This window comes from Thioalkalivibrio sp. ALJ2 (assembly GCF_000378325.1).
In the GTDB taxonomy this organism is placed as follows: Bacteria; Pseudomonadota; Gammaproteobacteria; order Ectothiorhodospirales; family Ectothiorhodospiraceae; genus Thioalkalivibrio.
This window is the reverse complement of sequence record NZ_KB899557.1, coordinates 242718-256404: the sequence shown is the minus strand read 5'-3', so window position 1 is coordinate 256404 and position 13687 is coordinate 242718. Positions and strand designations below refer to the sequence as shown.

Here is a 13687-nt window from a genome sequence, read left to right as displayed (position 1 = left end):
TGTGCAGCCCATCCCATTTCGGTATATTCACTATATGGTGAATTTCTCGCGTTTCCTGCTGCAAGCGGCCCTGACCGGCGTGGCGATCGCCGTGGTCGTCGCCGTGTTCTTTCCGCATGTGCTTGACCGCGACCGGGGCGAGCAGGCGGAGCTGCAAGTCGCCGCCCCGCTCTCCACGACCAGCAGTGCCGCGCTCAGCTACGCCGACGGGGTCGAGCGGGCCGCGCCGGCCGTGGTCAACATCATGACCTCGCGCGTGCTCGACACCCCCGGCATCCTCGACCTGCACGAGTTCTTTGGCCAGCCCGTGCCCCCGGGCGACACCGAGCAGGCCAGCCTGGGTTCCGGCGTAATCATGACCGATCGGGGCCATATCCTGACCAACCACCACGTGATCGAGGAGGCCGACGCGATCGCTGTGGTCCTGCCCAATGGCGACGCCCATCCGGCCGAGATTATCGGCATCGACCCCGATACCGACCTCGCCGTCCTGCGCATCCGCACCGACGACGTGGCCGTGGCCACGGTTGGCCACTCCCGCGAGCTGCGGGTCGGTGACGTCGTGCTCGCGATCGGCAACCCCTTCGGTGTCGGGCAGACCGTGACCCAGGGGATCGTCTCCGCCACCGGGCGCAACCAGCTCGGGATCAACACCTTCGAGGACTTCATTCAGACCGACGCGGCGATCAACCCCGGCAACTCCGGTGGCGCACTGATCAATGCCAAGGGCGAGGTAATCGGCATCAATACCGCGATCTTCTCGCGCTCCGGGGGGTCCCATGGCATTGGCTTCGCGATCCCGGTGGACCTCGCCCGCGACGTAATGACCGAGATCATCGAACAAGGCTATGTCTCCCGCGGCTGGCTGGGGATCGAAGTCCAGGCGATGAACCGCGAACTGGCCGACTCCTTCGGGCTGGATGCCCCACGCGGGGTCCTGGTCGCCGGCATCCTGCGTGACGGCCCCGCCCAGGAGGCCGGCATCGAGATCGGCGACGTAATCACCCACCTCAATGACGACGCGGTCAACAGCCCGCGCGAGGCCCTGAATGTCATTGCACGGACCGATCCGGGCGCCGAACTGACGATCAAACTCCTGCGCGACGGCGAGGAAGTCGAGCTCGAGGCCACTGTCGCCCAGCGCCCGATCTGATACCCAATGGCACCTCCCGGATATCCGGGAGGTGCCCCTTTCTCTACCCGTTGGCAGGGGAACTGACCGTGGTCAGTATGGCCGTGACCAGCAACACCAGCCCCACCAGTCCGATCTCCATCGCGATACTGCGCCGGAGGCGCTGCGGGGCCCGGGGCTCGCCCCGCTCGAAGGCGGGCACCAGGCGCCACTTGTTGGAGGCCGCCAGCAGCAGGAGCAGGGCCACAATCAGCACCTTGCCGATCAGGAACTGCCCGTAGCCGGTAGTGAGCAGTGGCGTGACCCCGCCGAGCAGAAGCGCAGCCAGAACAACGCCCGCGAGCACCAGCAGGCCAACCCCGAACGCCGCCACCCGACCGAAGCGATCCAGGATGCGTACGGCATCCGCTCCGCCAGCTGGGTGTCCTGCCAGGCGATACAGGGGCCATAACGAACCAATCCAGAATGCAGCCGCCAGCAGGTGCAGCACCAGCAGCCCGCCGAGCAACCAGCGGGGTTCGTCGACCGTGTGCCCGACCTGGACGAAGGCGAGCATGACCAGCAACACGCCTCCGAGACTCAAGCCATGCCCGAGCCCCGGCAGGCGCCGGGCATCCAGCAAGATCGCCTGCACCAGCAGCAAGCCACTCACGGCGAGGATTAGCTGAGTCCCCTGCGCGCCCTCGAATACCATTCCGAGCAGCATGGGGTCGGCTGCGGCGGCACCATTGCCACCCCCGAGATACCCGGCCTGCAGCGGCCACTCGATCACGGCCAGCACGATCGCGGCCCAGGCCGCGATCGCCCCCGTGCGGCTGGCCGCCCGACGTTCCGGATCGGGCAGATCCGGAAACGCCAGGCGAAACAGCACCGCCCCGGCCGCCAGCAAGGCACCGGCATAGAAGCCGGCCGCCACCAGGATCATGGCGACCGTCCAGGCATCCACACCGGCAAGCGCAGACAGCCAGGCCACGGCTCAGTCCTCCACCGTAAAGCGGAAGTTCCCGGACATCATGTGGCCGTCACGAGCCAGGCCGCGCCAGCGCACCTCGTAACGACCCGGTTCCAGGTCGCCGGCCGGGCGCACATGGTATTCCTCGGTCGGGTCATTGCCGGGCTGGTCTTCCAGGGAGACCCGGCCACGCGGGCCGATCACGTCGAACTGGGTAATGCGCATCGCGCCATCGAAGTGAATCCCGATCTCCTCCGGGGTCCCCTGCACCGTGGAGCCGTCCTCGGGCACATGCCCCATCTCGCCCTCGTGAGCCAGCAGGGGCGCGGCGACAGCCAGCAGCAGGGCCGCAAGGGCGGAACGCAGGGTATTACGGGTACGAATCGTCATCATGATTGAGTGTCCTCTTTGTTAAGTGCAGTCGTGTCGACTTAGAGTCCGCCGGCCGCAGGCCACCGGGGGCCGCCTTGCGGCGGTCCCGGTGCCCGCACCGGTGGAAACTCAGTGGTTATGGCCTCCGTGGCCGTTGTGTCCTCCATGCCCGCCATGGGCATCGCGACTGGGGGTCGGGAGCCCGTCGGAATCCGCACCCGCGACCTTGCCGCGGCGCACCGGACTACCGAAGTCGGGGTCGCTGCTCACACGGCGGGCGACCTCCCCGTCCGGGTGCCAGTACCAGCCCGGATCACGGAAATCCCCGGGCTCCAGGTCGTCGCGCACCTTGATCAGGGTGAACATGCCGCCCATGCCGATGTTGCCGAACGGTCCCTGGCCCATGCCCATCGCCAGGGTGTTCTCCGGCCCGCGCATATGGCCGCCATCGATGTGGTCCTGGTGATCCGCCATGCCGTGCTCGCCCATGGCCATGTAGCCCGGCAGCAACGTGCGGATCTCCTCCTCGAGACCGGACTGGTCCACGCCCAGGGTGTTGGCGATGCCATGCCCCATCGGATTCATGGTGTGATGCGTCATGTGGCAGTGGAAGGCCCAGTCCCCCGGCGGTGCCGTGAACTCGATATCGCGGGTCTGGCCGACCGCCACGATCTCGGTGGTCTCCTTGCGCCACTGCTCGCGCGGCCAGCGCCCGCCATCGGAGCCGGTCACCTCGAACGACACCCCGTGCACATGCATCGGGTGGTTCCACATCGACAGGTTGCCCATGCGGATGCGCACGCGCTCGCCGGTCTTCGCCACCAGCGAGTCGATAGCCGGGAAGACCTTGGAGTTCATCGACCACAGATCGAAGTCCACCATGATCGACGGATCGGGCGTGCGGGTACCGGGATGCAGGCCCCAGTTGTGCAGCAGGATCGCGTAGTCACGATCCACCGGTTCGATCTCGCCGTCCTTCGGGTGGATAATGAACATCCCCATCATCCCCATCGCCATCTGCACCATTTCGTCGGCATGCGGGTGGTACATGTGCGTGCCGTGCTGGTTCAGCTCGAACTCGTAGACGAAGGTCTCCCCCGGATGGATCGGCGGCTGGGTCACGCCCTTCACCCCGTCCATGCCCGAGGGCAGATGGATGCCGTGCCAGTGCACCGAGGTGTATTCCGGCAGGCGGTTGGTCACGTAGATGCGGACCTTGTCGCCCTCCACCGCCTCGATGGTCGGCCCCGGGGTGGTGCCGTTGTAGCCCCAGCACTTGGCCACCGAACCGGGTGCGAACTCGTGCTCGATCTCCTCGGCGACCAGATGGAACTCCTTCACGCCGTTGTTCATTTCGTACGGCAGGGTCCAGCCGTTCGGCGTATGCACCGGCATGTAGCCCTGTTCGGTGCGTTCGCCGGGCGTGGCATCGCCCTCGTTGTGGTGCTCGTGACCCGTTTCGGCCATCACCCGGGTCAGGGTGGTTGCCGGCAGCATTGCCGCGCCGGCGGCCAGCAGGAAGTTACGCCGTTTCATCAGTGATGCCCTCCGTGACCGTCGTCGCCGTGGTCACCGTGATCGCCATGGTCATGATCTCCGTGATCTCCGTGATCTCCGTGATCTCCGTGATCTCCGTGATCTCCGTGATCCCCGTGGTCACCGTGGTCACCGTGGTCACCGTGGTCACCGTGGTCACCGTGGTCACCGTGGTCACCGTGGTCACCGTGGTCACCGTGGTCATGATGGTCGTGATCCATCTCGGACGGGTCATGCTCGAGCGCGTCGGTTTCGAGATAGCCCTCGTCACCCGGCGCCCCGCCCGGCAGCTCGCCGGCCACCGTAAAGGCCAGATCCACCCGGGCCCGCCAGTATTCGCCCAGTGCGGCCACCGCGCGCTGCCAGTCGGCCAGCTCTTCCTGCTTGGTCACCAGCAGGTCGAAGACATCGTCGAACATGAAGTTCACGCGCTCCTGCACGCGCTCCAGCTCGATCTCCCGGGCCGGCAGCAGTTCGTAGCGCTTGGTGCCGAACTTGTCGCGGTGATGGGCCAGGCGGACAAAGTGCTGGTGCACATCGGCGGTGACCGCCTGCTCCAGCCGGACCCGGCGGGCCTCGCCGTCCGAAAGCCGCGCCTCGGCCCGGGCGATGCCGGCCTGGTTCTGGTTGAAGATCGGCAGGGTGAAGGAGATGCCACCGCCCCACAGGCGGGTGCCGTCGCTCTCGCGCTCGAACTCGATACCGGGCTCGATGTCGCCCAGCCAGCGATAGCGCCGCACCAGGGCCACCCCCTCGGTGAGCCCCTCCAGGGCATGGTCCAGGGCCCGCAGGTCCAGACGCTGCTCCAGCGCCTGCTCGACTAGGGCATCGCGATCCTCCACACCGGCCAGCGGCAGTGGCAGCTTGCCGGGGACCTCCCAGCCATCCACCTGGCCGGGCAGCCCCATCAGGTGGGCCAGGCGCAGACGGGTCTCGCGCTCGCGCTGCCGCGCATCCTCGAGCTTCAGCCGGGCCTCGGCCGCACGGATGCGCAGCTGTGCCCGCTTCAGGTCGGGGATATTGCCGGCGTCATAGAAGCGCTCGCCCAGCAGCGAGCCGAGATCCGCGGCACGGGTCTCCAGCGCCTGTACCTGAGCCCGCTGGCGCGCGGCCACCGCGTCATACCAGGCACGCTCGGTGTCCGAGGCCAGGGCCACCATGCCTTCGGCCAGCTGCAGACGGGTGGACTCCCAGTGGGATTCGGCAATGTCCTGACGGGCACTGCGCATCAGCAGGCCGGAAATACCCCAGGCCAGGCCAACCCCCGTCTCGTTGCCGCCACCGCCCTCGGGGCGCATCACCGACAGCGACAGGGTGGGATTGGAAAACTGGGCGGCCTCGACCACGTCGGCGGCCGTCAGATCCAGCTTGGCGTAGGCCTGCTGCATGCGCGGGTTGCGCCACAGGGCCTGATGAATGGCCTCCTCGAGCGTCAGCTCGCCGGAGGGGCGGGGCATCTCCGACTCGGGCAGGTCGATCCCCTGCACCGAGATGTCCTCCGCCAGTTCGGAGCGGTCCAGCTCGGGCGCGGTGACCGCGCAACCGGCGAGGAACAGCACCGAAACGACGGGGAGCAGCAATCGGGTTGCTCGCATCGTGAAAATCTCCTTGATCAGACTTCGATTCCGCATCCCGCGCGAACGCGCGACACGGCCTTGCCGTCCGCCAGCACCGGGTGGAACCCGGACGTGCGGACAGCCCCGGCGCTCGGGCCGGAAGTCAGATCAGGAGAGGATGGGGGGTCGGTACAACGCGGCCGCAGGCGGACCGCTCTGGAAGGAATACAGGCTCATGGCCTGCGTGACCGGGGTCAGCAGGTGCATCCCGGTGATGGACGGCATGCCCTGGCAGTGGCTGCAGGCCGAGCAACTCGCCAGACAGGCCGCGTCCACGCAATCCACGTGCTGGATCACCCCGCTGGCGTCAGAGGAATCGGATGCTTCATGGGCGTGGTCACCGCCATGCCGGGTATCGGCATGACCGTCCTGCGCATGGTGATCATGGTCGTCGCCGTGCGAGTGATCATGTGAGTGCTCATGGGCCGCGTGATCCGCAGGCTGGTCACCCTTCGACTGGGCCCCGTGCATCGCATGCCCGGCGTGACCGTCGCCCTCGCTCGCGACGGCCGCAAGTGCCGGCAGGCCGGCAATCGCCAGCACCAGCATCCAGCACAGCAGTCGATGGAAGACCCGTTTCACGTCAGCCAAATCTCGTTTGGGGGCATCTCGGCCCAGCAATCGGCCGGCAACATACCACAACCCACACCCTTGGGCGCCATCCCTGTAGGAGGCCAGCCCCCTGGCCGATTGGGACCAGACCAGCGCCCCATCGGCGAGAGGCTCGCCTCCTACAAATCCGGGGCTGGCCCTGTTGGTGCCCTGGGCGGCCGGGGCCATTCCTGCACCCCATCGGCCAGGGGGCTGGCCTCCTACGCGAGCGCGCGTTCGATCACGTCACGCAGGTCGCGCGACAGTTCGAGCGCGGCGAGGCGCTCGAGTTCCGCGCGCATCTGTTCGCCGCGGGCGCTGTCCACCTTCTGCCAGCGGGTCAGCGGCTGGGCCAGGCGCGCGGCGGTCTGCGGGTTCATCGCATCCAGCTTCTCGACGAAGCCGCCCATGCGGCGGTAGCCCGCGCCGTCCTCCTGGTGGAAGTGGCGTTCGTTGCGCGCCATGAAAGGCCCCAATACCGCGCGCACCCGGTTCGGGTTGGTCCAGCGGAACCCCGGGTGCTCCAGCAGCGCGTCCAGGCGCTCGAAGCCGCCCGGGACCTGACTGCCGGCCTGCAGCCCGAAGTACTTGTCCAGCACCAGCGGGTCGTCGCGGTAGCGCTGCTCGAAGTCCGTCAGCAGCACCTGGCGGGCCTCGTGATCGAGCTCGTTCACCGCATTCAGCGCGCCCATGCGCATGGTCATGCTGCGCGCCTTCTGGTACTGCGCCAGGGCCTCGGGCACCGCAGCCTGGTCGCCGGCCGCCACGCGCAGCGCCAGCAGGCGGTTGCGCAGCTGGCGCCGGCCCATCGCCTCGGCGGTGAAGGCGCCGTTGTCCACATCGTCCAGCTTCGGCTGGATCTGCTGCATCGCACCCGCCAGCGGGGCATAGAGGCGCTTCTCCAGGTCGTCGCGCTCCATGCGCAGGCGCACCGGGTCGACGCGCTCGAACAGCTCGGCCAGCTCGCGCGTGGGCGGCAGCTGCAGGATGGTCGCCAGCAGCACCGGCTCGATCGCCGGGGCCTCGATCAGGGCATGCAGGGCGTGCTCGATGGCGGCCTCCAGCGCGGAGTCGGCGGCGTCATCCTCGATGCGCGCACGGATTGCGCGGCGGAACAGGGTCTGCGCCGCCTCCCAGCGGGCGAAGGCGTCGTCGTCGTGCGCCAGCAGGTGAGCCAGTTCGTCCACGCCCTGGTTGGCGTTCAGGATCACCGGGGCGGAGAAGCCGCGCAGCCAGGAGATCGCGCCCGGCTCGGCGGACAGATTCTCGAAGCAGAAGGTGTGCTCGGCGGCATCCAGCTCGAGCACCCATTCGTCGCGCTCGGCCTCGTCGCCTTCCCGGCGCGCGCGGATGCGCTGGCCGTCGGCATCGAGAAAGGCCATGCGCACCGGGATCACCACCGGCTCCTTGTGCGCCTGCCCCGGGGTCGGCGGGGTCTCCTGCGCGAGTGTGATACGGGCCGGTCCGCCGGGGCCGTCGAACGCGGTGCTTGCGGTCACGTGCGGCGTGCCGGCCTGGGTGTACCAGCGCTTGAAGCGGGAGAGATCGCGCCCGCTGGCCTCGGCCATCACCGCGACAAAGTTGTCTGTCGTCACTGCCTGGCCGTCGAAGCGCTGGAAGTAGAGATCCAGCCCCCGGCGGAAGGTCTCGCGCCCGATCAGGGTACGCAGCATGCGGATCAGCTCCGCGCCCTTCTCGTACACCGTCAGGGTGTAGAAGTTGTTGATCTCGGCGTAGTGGTCCGGGCGCACGGGGTGCGCCAGCGGCCCGGCGTCCTCGGGGAACTGATGGGCGCGCAGCAGCGAGACATCGTCGATGCGCTTGACCCCGAACAGGGTGCAGTCGGTGGTGAACTCCTGGTCGCGGAAGACCGTGAGCCCCTCCTTCAGCGACAGCTGGAACCAGTCGCGGCAGGTCACGCGGTTACCGGACCAGTTGTGGAAGTACTCGTGGGCGATCACCGACTCGATGGCGACAAAGTCGCTGTCGGTGGCGGTGTCGGGGCTGGCGAGCACGTACTTGGCGTTGAACAGGTTCAGCCCCTTGTTCTCCATCGCCCCCATGTTGAAGTCGTCCACCGCGACGATCATGTACACGTCCAGATCGTATTCGCGGCCGAAGGCCTCCTCGTCATAGCGCATCGCCCGCTTCAGCGAGGCCAGCGCGTGATCGCAGCGATCGGCGTTGTGCTCCTCCACATAAAGCTCCAGCGCCACCTCGCGCCCGGACATGGTGGTGAAGGTGTCGCGCTGGCAGGCCAGATCCCCGGCGACCAGTGCGAACAGGTACGACGGCTTGGGGAACGGATCCTCCCACACCGCGTAGTGGCGCCCGCCGTCCAGCTCGCCGGCCTCCACGCGGTTGCCGTTGGCCAGCAGCACCGGGTACTGCGCCCGGTCCGCCTCCAGGCGCACGCGGTAGGTGGTCAGCACATCCGGGCGGTCGGGGAAGAAGGTGATGCGGCGAAAGCCCTCCGGCTCGCACTGCGTGCACAGCATGCCGCTGGAGGCGTACAGGCCTTCCAGCGCGGTGTTCTGCTCCGGGTGACAGCGGCTGACGATCTCCAGCCGCGCACGCTCCGGCAGGCCGTGCAGCAGCAGGCCCTCGGCATCCTGCTCCAGCAGGTCCTCGCCCGGCTCCGCGCCATCCACGGTCAGTGACACCAGCTCGACGCCATCGCCGTAGAGCCGCAGCGCCCCGTTCGGCTCCACCGCCTGCGGGTTGCGCCGCACCGCCATGCGCGTGGTCACCTCGGTGGTCGCCGCCGCCAGGTCGAAGTCCAGCTCCAGGCTCTCCACCACAAACGCCGGCGGCTGGTAATCGCTCAGATAAACCGCCTGGGGACTCGCATCACGCATTCCAAACTCCAGTCATCAATCGCTTTCCACACGTATCACGCCCGGCAAGCACGAACGCTAAACCCCGACAAAGGCAACGTCATTGCGAGGCGCCGCGGCAACCTCCATCCATCACCCCCCACGTTTCTCGGCCCAACCACCGGGGTTCCTCACAGAGATCGCCACGTCGCTGCGCTCCTCGCGATGACACCGTCTCTTCCCGTCATTGCGAGGAGCCGAAGGCGACGCGGCAATCTCTCGACCGAACCCCGACTTGTACCCCGACCAGCGCCGGAAACTGGCACCACAACAACAATCCGTTAGCATACCGCGCATGGAATGGATCGATATCTGCTTCAACCTCACCCACGAATCCTTCAACAAGGAACGCGACGAGGTCCTCGAACGCGCCCGAGAGGCCGGCGTGTCCTGGATGCTGATCACCGGCGCCGACGCCCACCAGAGCGAGAAATGCCTGGAGATCGCCGACCAGTACCCGGACTGCTGCCGCGCCACGCTGGGCGTGCATCCGCACCTGGCAAAGCAGTGGACCGACGCGATCGCCGCGCGGTTCAGTGACCTCGCACGCGCGGACGCCAACGTCGTCGCCATGGGCGAGATGGGGCTGGACTACAACCGCGACCACTCGCCGCGCCCGCAGCAGCGCATCGCCTTCGAGGCCCAGCTGGAGCTGGCCGCCGACCTCGGCCTGCCGGTATTCCTGCACGAGCGCGACGCCCACCACGACTTCGCCCAGATCCTGCGGCGCTGGCGCGACAAGCTGCCGGCCGCTGTGGTGCACTGCTTTACCGGCGAGGCCGATGCCCTGGCGGAATACCTCGACCTCGACTGCCACATCGGCATCACCGGCTGGGTCTGCGACGAACGCCGCGGCACCCACCTGCACCCGCTGGTGCCGCGCATCCCGCGCGGCCGCCTGATGATCGAGACCGACGCGCCCTACCTCCTGCCACGCACCCTGCCGAAGGGCAGCGGCAAGAAGATCGGCAACGGCCGGCGCAACGAACCCGCCTTCCTCCCCCACATCGGCGAATACGTGGCCCACCTGCGCGACGAGACTCCGGAAGACCTCGCCGCCCACACGACCGCCACCGCCACCGCCTTCTACAACCTGCCCGAAACCGCCGGTGCCTGAACCCCCGGACAGCGGGTCGCAACGCGTCGCGCTGGTCACCGGCGCGGCGCTCGGGATCGGCCTCGGCATTACCAAGCGCCTGGTGCAGGATGGCTGGCAGGTCGTGCTGGCCGATATCGACGGCCCCGAATGCGAACGGGCCGCCACGCGGCTGGGCCCCACCGCCCGGACCATCACGCTGGATGTCCGCGACGAGGAACAGGTCCGCGAGGCGGTGCGACGCACGGAAGAATGGCACGGCGGCCTGGATGCCCTGGTGAACAACGCCGGCATCAGCGACCCGCACTCCGGACCACTGGAAGAGCTGGAACTCGCCGACTGGAAGCGCTGGCTGGACACCAACCTCACCGGCGCCTTCCTGCTCGCCAAGCATGCTCTGCCGCTGCTGCACCGCCGCCGGGGCGCCATCGTCAACATCAGCTCCACCCGCGCCCTGCAGTCAGAACCGGACACCGAGGCCTACGCCGCGAGCAAGGGCGGACTGGACGCCTTCACCCACGCCCTGGCGATCAGCGCCGGCCCGGGGGTCCGCGTCAACGCCATCCGCCCCGGCTGGATCGACACCCGCAGTCCCGAGCAGCAACAGGCCGAGCCGCTGTCCGCACAGGACCACACCCAGCATCCGGCCGGGCGCGTCGGCCAGCCCGGCGACATCGCGGCCCTCACCGCCTTTCTGCTCGGCCCCGACGCCGGCTTCGTCACCGGCCAGATATGGACCGCCGACGGCGGCATGACCCGCCGCATGATCTACGCCGACTGACTCGTTCCGGCGACGGAACAGATCCGTCACCCCGTACCCGTCAAAGTCGAGCCGGCCCGGAAGCAGACGAGGCGCTGCTGCACCACGTCGGCGACCACCCGCAGGGCGGCGTCGCGGGTGTCATGGACCTGCACCGTTGCGAGTACCGCGGGGTCCACAGGGTCCCCGATGTTGACCTCGGGCGTGTGCGCGGGGTGCCGGTCGAGCCAGGCGGGGTGGTACTCGCAGTCCGCCTCGGCGGGGAACAGCGCAGCGTAGGCGATCCGCGCCTCCACCAGGTCCTGGAAGAAGTGGCTGCCGAACGAGAGGTCGGGGACGATGCCGGCATCGGGGTCGGCCACCTCCACCAGTATGCGCACGCGGTCAATATCGGCGAAGCGCACGGGCACGCCCAGTTCGGGGGTGCTGGTGCCCCAGCGGCCGGGGCCGATCAGGAGCGTGGTGCAGTCACCAGGGGTGGCATACTGGCGGTTGAGGGCGCCCACCAGGCGGGCGACGGCGTATTTCTGCGGGCGGGGCAGCTCGGCGTAGCGTGCGCCGTCCACGCGGATGACGCGGTCGATGGCAAGGTCCAGATTGCCGCCCATAAAGCGGCCCTGGCTGGCGAACAGCAGCCGCTGCGGGTCGACCTTCCCGGGCAGTTCCACCGGCCGGTCGCTGCCCAGGGTGGCGAGCGGCCGGCACTGCACCAGGTTCACGCCGGCGTTGCCTTCGGCGTCGAGGTGCACAGTGAACTCGACGTCCACCGGGTGGGCGTAGGCGGCCTCCAGGGTCTTGAGCAGGTCGCGCATCAGCGGGGCGAAGCCGGTGCGCTGCAGCAGCGGGGTGAAGGTCACCCGCCACAAGCGCTCCTCGCGCCCCTGTTCGCGGGCGCGGCGGCGGGCCTCACGGTCGACCTCGCCGAGCAGGTTCAGGGGCAGGTCCGGCGCGGCCTCGGCCAGTTCCTGGATGGGGACGACGGCCTCGCGGTTGGCCTGGATGTCGAGGACGTCGGCGGCGTGCTGCGAATAGCGGTACGCCTCCTCCGGGCTGCGAAACGGCCGCCGTTCGGGCTGGTCCAGCGCCACCACGCAGGCATGGTCGCGCGCGACCCGGTCCACCGCGCGGGTGCCCAGACCCAGCACCAGGCGCAGCATCCCGGCGGACGGATCCAGCGCGCCGTCCCAGACGAAGGTGTTCCACGAGACCCCGACCCCGGCGGCGTCCGGAAGGTAGTAGTGCCCGTGGTAGCGGCCGTTGACCCGCTGCAGCAGCAGCGCCATGGGTTCTTCCTGATCCATCAGGCCACGCTGCTGGCGGTAGCTCAACGCGTCGTCGCTCATGGTCGAGGCATAGACCCGGCGGATGGCGTCCTCCAGCTGCGCCAGACGCTCGCCGGGACTGCCCTGGTTTACGCAGAACACGCTCTCGTACTTGCCGGCAAAGGCGTTGCCGAAGCCGTCTTCCAGGAGGCTGCTGGAACGCACCAGGATCGGGTACTGCCCGTAGTGGTCGAGCACCCGCTCCAGCTCGCGGCGCACCTCCGGCGGGATCTCGCCGTGCAGCATGTCCCGGCGCAGGCTGCGCGCCTCGTCGAAGTAACCCTCCGCGGTGCGCTGGCGCATCAGCCGCGGCCACCAGCCGTTGTGCACCAGATAGGCGTAGTACACGTCCGCCCCGATGAAGTGCGAGTCGTGGGGCTCCAGCGCCCGCCTCCAGCGCTGCGGGTCCTGCGCGAGCAGCATGCGCCGCGCCAGCAGCATGCCCGCAGCCTTGCCGCCGATGTAGCCGCTGCCGACCATGTGGCTGCGGACCGCCAGCAGTTCCTCCAGCCCGAGGTGACGCCGCGCCAGTTCCAGCAGGCGCTCGTCGCGGCCGATCAGCACCCGCAGGATCTCGTCCTGCACCCGGGCACGGTCGGCCGCCGGCGCCCCCTTCGCCAGCGCATCGGAGGCGGCGAGGAACAGGCGGTCCCAGTAGTCCAGTAGCTGCCGGCCGTGCGGCTGCCCGGGGCGCTGCTCCTCCAGCAACGCCTGCAGCCGCGTGGCCTCGCTGCTGTCCACCACCGGCACGAACTGCGTACCGTGCTGACGGTGCGGCAGGAACATCGTCGGCGAGCTGCGCTGCCACACCTTCACCGGCTGCACATGCACCGCCTCGCCGGCGCGGCGCACGTCGATCAGCACCTGCGTGGTCTCGCGGATGCGCGACAGCGTGGTGTGCGAATGGCTGTGCGGATGCAGCGCGAACCAGGCCACCGTATCCATCTCGTACAGATAGGGGCAGATGGCGCGGAAGAAGTTTCCCACCATGTGGTCGGTGGCCCAGGCCTCCAGCAGGTCGGAGAGGCAGTCGCACAGATAAAAGGCGCCGCGACCATGCTCGGTGATCAGGCGGAACACATGGCGGGTAAACGGCTCGAAGCCGCGTAACGCGTCGATGGCGACCACTTCGATGCCCGGGCCCGGCTCCACCAGCGGCGCATGCGCGCCAAAGCGCAGATAGATGATGGAACGGTCCTGGGCGCGGGCGGCGGCCACGAACGGCCGGACAAAGCGGCGGTAGTCCGCGATGTCATCGACCCGCCAGACCACGTTGTCGCCGATCCGCAGTCCGTCGAGCACCCGATCCAGGCCGTCCAGCCCGGTGGAGACTGCCTCGTGCTGAGGTTGGCGATCGGTGGCCATCAAGCGCCCGTGCGGTCTGGGCGCCCCACAGTACCCCCTGCCCCGCAGGTGCTCAACGCTCGGCACACC

At 68.6% G+C, this 13687-nt stretch carries 10 protein-coding genes; 3 read left to right on the top strand and 7 right to left on the bottom strand.

Going from position 1 to position 13687, the window contains the following annotated elements; translation table 11 throughout:
• Positions 1–34 precede the first annotated feature (34 nt).
• Positions 35–1153 (top strand): S1C family serine protease, encoded by a 1119-nt coding sequence (locus tag F468_RS0110315; protein WP_018993133.1) that lies wholly within the window; start codon positions 35–37, stop codon positions 1151–1153.
• Between the two features lie 43 nt (positions 1154–1196).
• On the opposite strand, the gene F468_RS0110310 is transcribed toward F468_RS0110315, so the two are convergent.
• The 6 genes from F468_RS0110310 to pepN all read right to left on the bottom strand — a co-directional run bounded on the left by F468_RS0110310 (position 1197) and on the right by pepN (position 9057).
• Entirely contained in the window at positions 1197–2105 is a 909-nt protein-coding gene (locus F468_RS0110310; RefSeq protein WP_018995092.1) for a copper resistance D family protein, read from the bottom strand.
• A gap of 3 nt (positions 2106–2108) precedes the next feature.
• Positions 2109–2477 (bottom strand): copper resistance CopC family protein, encoded by a 369-nt coding sequence (locus tag F468_RS0110305; RefSeq protein ID WP_018995091.1) that lies wholly within the window; start codon positions 2475–2477, stop codon positions 2109–2111.
• Positions 2478–2585: 108 nt separating this feature from the next.
• A complete protein-coding gene (locus tag F468_RS0110300; protein ID WP_018995090.1) occupies positions 2586–3992 on the bottom strand; it encodes a multicopper oxidase family protein in 1407 nt (468 codons plus the stop codon).
• Positions 3992–5572, bottom strand: a complete 1581-nt coding sequence (locus tag F468_RS0110295; protein WP_018995089.1) for a TolC family protein — start codon at positions 5570–5572, stop codon at positions 3992–3994. Before F468_RS0110295 ends, F468_RS0110300 begins: the two co-directional genes overlap by 1 nt.
• Positions 5573–5716: 144 nt before the next feature.
• Positions 5717–6157 (bottom strand): hypothetical protein, encoded by a 441-nt coding sequence (locus F468_RS0110290; protein WP_051080575.1) that lies wholly within the window; start codon positions 6155–6157, stop codon positions 5717–5719.
• 263 nt (positions 6158–6420) lie between these two features.
• On the bottom strand, positions 6421–9057 hold the full coding sequence (gene pepN / locus F468_RS0110285) for an aminopeptidase N (protein WP_018995088.1): 2637 nt from the start codon (positions 9055–9057) through the stop codon (positions 6421–6423).
• A gap of 313 nt (positions 9058–9370) precedes the next feature.
• On the opposite strand from pepN, the gene F468_RS0110280 reads away from it, so the two are divergent.
• Together F468_RS0110280 and F468_RS0110275 are read left to right on the top strand one after the other, a co-directional pair.
• Positions 9371–10192: a TatD family hydrolase gene (locus F468_RS0110280; protein ID WP_018993176.1), complete on the top strand. Its 822-nt coding sequence runs from the start codon at positions 9371–9373 to the stop codon at positions 10190–10192.
• Entirely contained in the window at positions 10185–10952 is a 768-nt protein-coding gene (locus F468_RS0110275; RefSeq protein WP_018995087.1) for an SDR family oxidoreductase, read from the top strand. The genes F468_RS0110280 and F468_RS0110275 overlap by 8 nt, the downstream gene beginning before the upstream one ends.
• Positions 10953–10978: 26 nt before the next feature.
• Here F468_RS0110275 and F468_RS0110270 read toward each other — a convergent pair whose 3' ends face one another.
• On the bottom strand, positions 10979–13618 hold the full coding sequence (locus tag F468_RS0110270; protein ID WP_018995086.1) for a PEP/pyruvate-binding domain-containing protein: 2640 nt from the start codon (positions 13616–13618) through the stop codon (positions 10979–10981).
• Positions 13619–13687: the final 69 nt, after the last annotated feature.

Bases quoted from the DNA above. Each gene is read 5' to 3' on its own strand.
- F468_RS0110315 (WP_018993133.1), top strand. From the start codon at position 35: ATGGTGAATTTCTCGCGTTTCCTGCTGCAAGCGGCCCTGACCGGCGTG.
- F468_RS0110305 (WP_018995091.1), bottom strand. From the start codon at position 2,477: ATGATGACGATTCGTACCCGTAATACCCTGCGTTCCGCCCTTGCGGCC.
- F468_RS0110300 (WP_018995090.1), bottom strand. From the start codon at position 3,992: ATGAAACGGCGTAACTTCCTGCTGGCCGCCGGCGCGGCAATGCTGCCG.
- F468_RS0110290 (WP_051080575.1), bottom strand. From the start codon at position 6,157: ATGCTGGTGCTGGCGATTGCCGGCCTGCCGGCACTTGCGGCCGTCGCG.
- pepN (WP_018995088.1), bottom strand. From the start codon at position 9,057: ATGCGTGATGCGAGTCCCCAGGCGGTTTATCTGAGCGATTACCAGCCG.
- F468_RS0110280 (WP_018993176.1), top strand. From the start codon at position 9,371: ATGGAATGGATCGATATCTGCTTCAACCTCACCCACGAATCCTTCAAC.
- F468_RS0110270 (WP_018995086.1), bottom strand. From the start codon at position 13,618: ATGGCCACCGATCGCCAACCTCAGCACGAGGCAGTCTCCACCGGGCTG.